The sequence below is a fragment of the Stutzerimonas stutzeri genome (assembly GCF_000952685.1).
GTDB classification, from domain to species: Bacteria; Pseudomonadota; Gammaproteobacteria; order Pseudomonadales; family Pseudomonadaceae; genus Stutzerimonas; species Stutzerimonas stutzeri_E.
Genome location: NZ_JYHV01000023.1, coordinates 1 through 5439, shown reverse-complemented (window position 1 = coordinate 5439; position 5439 = coordinate 1). Strand labels below are relative to the sequence as shown.

The 5439-nt window shown below is 60.1% G+C and carries 4 protein-coding genes and 1 other RNA gene; 4 read left to right on the top strand and 1 reads right to left on the bottom strand.

All coding sequences use genetic code 11. From position 1 onward, the window contains the following. The first annotated feature begins 562 nt into the window (after positions 1 to 562). Positions 563 to 1492 (top strand): ZIP family metal transporter, encoded by a 930-nt coding sequence (locus UF78_RS13255; RefSeq protein WP_045162691.1) that lies wholly within the window; start codon positions 563 to 565, stop codon positions 1490 to 1492. Between the two features lie 115 nt (positions 1493 to 1607). Here the strand turns inward: UF78_RS13255 and UF78_RS13250 are convergent, their stop codons facing one another. Continuing rightward, positions 1608 to 2594 (bottom strand): NAD(P)/FAD-dependent oxidoreductase, encoded by a 987-nt coding sequence (locus tag UF78_RS13250; RefSeq protein WP_045162690.1) that lies wholly within the window; start codon positions 2592 to 2594, stop codon positions 1608 to 1610. Positions 2595 to 3125: 531 nt separating this feature from the next. Between UF78_RS13250 and ffs the strand changes: the two genes are divergently transcribed. From ffs to efp, 3 genes are all read left to right on the top strand, one after another. Continuing rightward, positions 3126 to 3222: signal recognition particle sRNA small type (ffs, locus tag UF78_RS22650), an RNA gene on the top strand. A 174-nt stretch (positions 3223 to 3396) separates the two neighbouring features. Then, a complete protein-coding gene (gene earP / locus UF78_RS13245; protein ID WP_045162689.1) occupies positions 3397 to 4536 on the top strand; it encodes an elongation factor P maturation arginine rhamnosyltransferase EarP in 1140 nt (379 codons plus the stop codon). A gap of 43 nt (positions 4537 to 4579) precedes the next feature. Further along, positions 4580 to 5146: an elongation factor P gene (gene efp / locus UF78_RS13240; RefSeq protein WP_021210189.1), complete on the top strand. Its 567-nt coding sequence runs from the start codon at positions 4580 to 4582 to the stop codon at positions 5144 to 5146. Positions 5147 to 5439: the final 293 nt, after the last annotated feature.

Genomic DNA, 5439 nt, shown 5'->3' with positions numbered 1-5439 from the left:
AGTTGGTAGAGCACGACCTTGCCAAGGTCGGGGTCGCGAGTTCGAGTCTCGTTTCCCGCTCCAAATTTGCTTCAAGCCTTAAATAAAAGGCGCTGAAGCGCGAAGAGAAAGCGACCTTAAGGTCGCTTTTTTCGTTTTCGCATTCTTAATGCGGTTCGGCGTGCGCTGTTTTCAATCACGAACACGGCGATTGCTGCTTCCATTTACCGCTGACTTACCGCATCGCTCTAAAATCCTGGGCCGCCGAGACGATGTTTCCACCGGCCAAGTGTGCTTGTAAAAATCCCCGCCAGCGTTCCTCCCGTGTCCTCGCCTGATCGTCAGGGCCCCTCGATCAATTTAAGTTCCCGGTGTCGCGAGTGGATGGTCAGTGTGCGTTGGGATCGAGGCCATGCATCGGCCAGGCCCTTGCATTCAAACTCAGCGAGTCGCTTATGGTCATATCCCGTAAGACGCTCGTCGCGCCTTTGGCATAGTGGTGTCCGTGGGTCGCTCGCAGCTTGACCGTCCGCGCATCTCACTTGCTGCATTGGCGACAAAGACATCATATGGGGCCTTCATCATGGCAAGCACTCAAAGCGCAGCAGCGACGCTACGCTCGGTATGGATCGCGCATGCGCAGGCAAACCCCGTTGTTACATTAGGCCTGGCAGGCACACTTCTGGTCGTACTGCTGTTGTCGATTGCGAGTGGCTATAACGCGCTTCAGAACGGCAACGAGAGCAACGTCCGCTACGCGTTGCTCGGCGGTACGGCGGGCTTCGTTGCCACGGCGTTGGGTGCGCTGATGGCCATCGTGCTGAACAATATTTCCACGCGCACCCAGGACAGCATGCTGGGCTTCGCTGCCGGCATGATGCTCGCCGCCAGTTCGTTCTCGCTGATTCTCCCTGGCATTGCCGCCGCCAGGGAACTGTTCGGCAGTGGGCCGGCCGCCGCATTGACCGTCGTGGCTGGCCTCGGGATCGGCGTGTTGCTGATGCTTGGGTTGGACTATTTCACGCCGCATGAGCATGAAAGCGCGGGCGCCTTTGGTCCGAATCACCAGCGCATAAGCCGGGTCTGGCTGTTCGTGTTTGCGATCATTCTTCACAACGTTCCGGAGGGCATGGCGATCGGAGTGAGTTTCGCCAATGGCGATTTGGGTGTCGGTTTGCCGCTCACCACGGCGATTGCCATACAAGACATTCCTGAGGGGCTGGCCGTCGCGTTGGCTTTGCGGACCACCGGTCTCTCCCCAGGGCGCTCGATATTGGTCGCTGCAGCATCCGGCTTGATGGAGCCGCTCGGCTCGTTGGTGGGACTGGGAATATCCAGTGGTCTAGCCGTCGCGTATCCGATCAGTCTCGGATTGGCTGCTGGCGCGATGATTTTCGTGGTCTCGCACGAGGTAATTCCCGAAACTCACCGCAACGGTCATCAGACCCCGGCAACGGTCGGCTTGATGGGCGGCTTCGCGGTTATGATGTTTCTCGATACCGCGTTTGGCTAGGCGCTGTTCTTCGGTTCTGGATCGATGTGATGCTCGGCCTGGTTTGGGTTATTTCGAGATGCGGTGTCGCCGGCGCCGCCTTTTAATCGACGGCCCGGGCTGGAGAGATGGTCGGCTATAACTGTTCAAGCAACCGTCGTGCGACTTCCTGTCCGCTGAGCCAGGCCCCTTCGACGCGGCCTGAGAGACACCAGTCGCCGCAGGCATACAACCCGAGGTGGGCATCCGCCAATGCGCCCCATTCATGAGACTGGCTCGGGCGTGCATAGAGCCAGCGATGGGCAAGGGTGAATTCTGGAGCGGGCACCACGCAGTCGATCAGCTCGGCAAACGCGCCGTGCAAATGTTCAATCACCGATTCCCTGGCCATGTCGAGGTGTTGCCGGCTCCAGGCACTGCTGGCGTGCAGCACCCATAGGTCGAGCGGGTCGTCACGTCCGGGCCTGCTGTGATGACGGGCCAGCCAGTCAAGCGAGTCGTCCTGAACGAAGCAGGCCTCGAGGCTGGTTTCGAGCGGCTTGGCGAAGCCCAGGGCGACGGACCAGGTGGGTTCCATTGCAACACTGGCGGCGACGGCGGCCAGCTTCGGTGCCGAAGCCAGCAGCGTGCTGGCCTGGGGCGCAGGAATGGCGACGACCACCTGGCTGAACGGACCATGGCTGTTTCCTTCGGCGTCGACCAGTTTCCAGTATTCCTCGCCCCGAAAGACTTCCGTTATTCGACAGCTAAGCTTGACTGGCAGCTCGCCGAGCAGTCCGGCAGCAATCGCACTCATGCGGGGAACGCCCACCCAACGCAATTGCTCATCTGCCGAGGGCGACAGCTGCCCGCTGCGGGACTGATAGAGGTTGGGCGACCACTCGGCGACCCAGCCCTGGGTCTGCCACTGACGTACGGCCTCGGTGAAGCGCCGGTCGCGTGCGGTGAAATACTGAGTACCGAGATCCAGATGGCCGGCGTCGCTGCGCTTGCTGGCCATCCGTCCGCCCAGGCCGCGGCTCTTGTCGAACAGCTGTACGGGTTGTCCGGCCGCATGCAGGGCCTGCGCGGCGGAGAGCCCTGCAATGCCGGTGCCGACGATGGCAATGGGAGCTTTGCTCATGCTTACCTCTTTCGATAGCGCCGCCAGTCTCCGCTGCGCGACAACTGCGCTGGTTCGTTCGGTCCTGGTGCCGTTTCGAGAGCAAAACGGCAACGCTATTGCGTTCCCTATCCTCGAACAGACCGTTGTTTTTGCATAGGGGTTCGGGTCGATAGAAGACACATGACACGTATATTTTTATCCGGGCTGACGGGCGGTGACGAGGAGGGTGCTCCCCGGTCTGGCGGACGCAGCTTCATCGAGATGAAACTGCGTCAGGCTGAGCCGGGCAATACTTCACTTCGACCATGCGGTGGTGTGTATCGTCCTAATAAAACTGCTGATTGGCTTTCGCTGTTCTTACGACGCAGCTTCGCGATGGCGAGCTGCACCTTTCTCTGTCGGTCGGGGTTGCCGATCCACTGCGTTCTTTTAATACCTGGCGCGTCAATGCGTTAGCGCCTGCATGGCCCGCATGGATGGTTGTAAGTTGGGAATAAGCCGGTACAATGGCGCCGCTCGCCGCCAGGCGGGTTTTGTTATGGTGGGCCCTGCCGGTCCCCCCGCAACGATCAGCCGTGAACCCGGTCAGGCCCGGAAGGGAGCAGCCGCAGCGGTGACATTGTGTGCCGGGGTGTGGCTGGTAGGGTTCACCTCCATAACGTCTATCTATCCCCATCGTTTCATTGCCCTGGTGTCATCGGCTCCGGCGATCGCTTGTGTCTGCCGTTTGCGCCCGTTCGGCCACCAAGCCTGTATTCTGATCCCTCAGGACTGCACTTAAGCACGTGGTCCGGGCGTTTCTTGCAAAGGAGTAGTGGGTTTGTCGGTCAGAGCCAGCTGGGACATCTTCTGCGTTGTCGTCGACAACTATGGCGACATCGGCGTGACCTGGCGTCTGGCGCGGCAGTTGGTCGCCGAGCATGGCCAGCGGGTACGGCTCTGGGTTGACGATCTGAACACCTTCGCCCGGCTCTGTCCGGGTACCAGTGCCACGGTCAGTCAGCAATGGCATGACGGCGTCGACGTGCGGCACTGGTCAGCCGACTGGCCGGGTGCCGAGCCGGCTGACGTGGTGATCGAGGCCTTCGCCTGCCAGCTGCCCGCGGCCTATATCGAGGCGATGGCCCGCAGTGAGCGTCGTATTCTCTGGCTAAACCTGGAATACCTCAGCGCAGAAGATTGGGTGGTGGGTTGCCATGCGCTGCCGTCGATGCAGCCCGATGGCCTGCAAAAGTATTTTTTCTTTCCAGGTTTCGAGCAAGGCACCGGTGGCTTGATTCGCGAAGGCGATCTGCTGGCACGGCGGGAGGCGTTCCAGAAAAGTCCAACGCTGCGTGAAGCCTTTCTGCAGAACTTCGAGCTGGCCGTACAGCCTGGCGCGCGGTTGATATCGCTGTTCGCTTACGAAAACCAGGCCGTTGCGCAGTGGCTCGATGCGCTGGCTGTCGATACGCGTCCGACGCAGTTGCTGGTGCCGGAGGGGCGGGTTCTCGGTGACGTGGCGCGCTGGTTGGGGGTGGAACAGCTACAGGCTGGCGACCGTCATGCCCGGGGAGCGCTGCAGATCGCAGTGCTGCCGTTCATGACGCAAAACCAGTACGACATGCTTCTGTGGTGCTGTGACTTCAACGCCGTACGCGGCGAGGAGTCCTTCATTCGCGCGCAATGGGCGGGGCGCCCGCTGGTCTGGCATATCTACCCCCAAGAGGAAGATGCGCACTGGGACAAGCTCAACGCCTTTCTGGACCTATATATCCACGATCTTTCACCGCAGGCTACGGCTGCATTGCGTGAGTTCTGGCGAGCCTGGAACGATGGCGTTGGTAGTGGCCTCGCTTGGGCCGGCCTGCTGGCGCACGAGACGGAGCTAAGGGCGCATGCGGATAGATGGACCCACAAGCAGGTAGCCAATGGCGATCTGGCCGGAAAGCTGGTGTTTTTTTACACAGATTGGCTATGATACGCGGCCTGTTTTTTGTCTCTAATTCCATTCGGATATTCGTATGAAAACCGCACAAGAGTTCCGTGCCGGCCAAGTGGCCGTTATCAACGGCGCACCCTGGGTCATCCAGAAAGCCGAGTTCAACAAGTCCGGTCGTAACAGTGCCGTCGTGAAGATGAAGCTGAAGAACCTGCTCAACGGTTCTGCTACTGAGACTGTGTACAAGGCAGATGACAAGCTGGAGCCGGTAATTCTCGAGCGCAAGGAAGTGACCTATTCCTACTTCGCCGACCCGCTCTACGTTTTCATGGACGAAGAGTTCAATCAGTACGAAATCGAAAAAGACGATCTCGAAGGCGTGATGACCTTCATCGAAGACGGCATGACCGACGTCTGCGAAGCCGTTTTCTACAACGACAAGGTGATCTCGGTTGAACTGCCGACCACCATCGTTCGTGAAATCGTCTACACCGAGCCGTCCGTACGCGGCGACACCTCCGGCAAGGTCATGAAGACCGCCCGCCTGAAGAACGGTGCCGAGCTGCAAGTGTCCGCCTTCTGCGAAATCGGTGACTCGATCGAGATCGACACCCGTACCGGCGAGTACAAGTCCCGTATCAAGGCCTGATACAGCCTACGCGGACAAGCCCGGCCTGACGCCGGGCGACTCGATGACGAACCCCGCCTTGTGCGGGGTTTTGTTTTTCTGGGATCTGGTAATTGCCGCGGGGCGCGCCTCAGGCGAAAGCACTGCGGATGCGCTTTGGCTTTTCTTGTGGCCAGCCCTCGGGGCGAAGCTTTTGCTTTTGAGCCGGCCGTGGCCCGCTTTCGCCGCGGGTCGCGGCTCCCACAAAAGGTGGCTCGGTGCGCGCCGTGGCTTTCTGTAGGAGCCCCGCCCTCGGGGCGAAGCTTTTGCTTTTG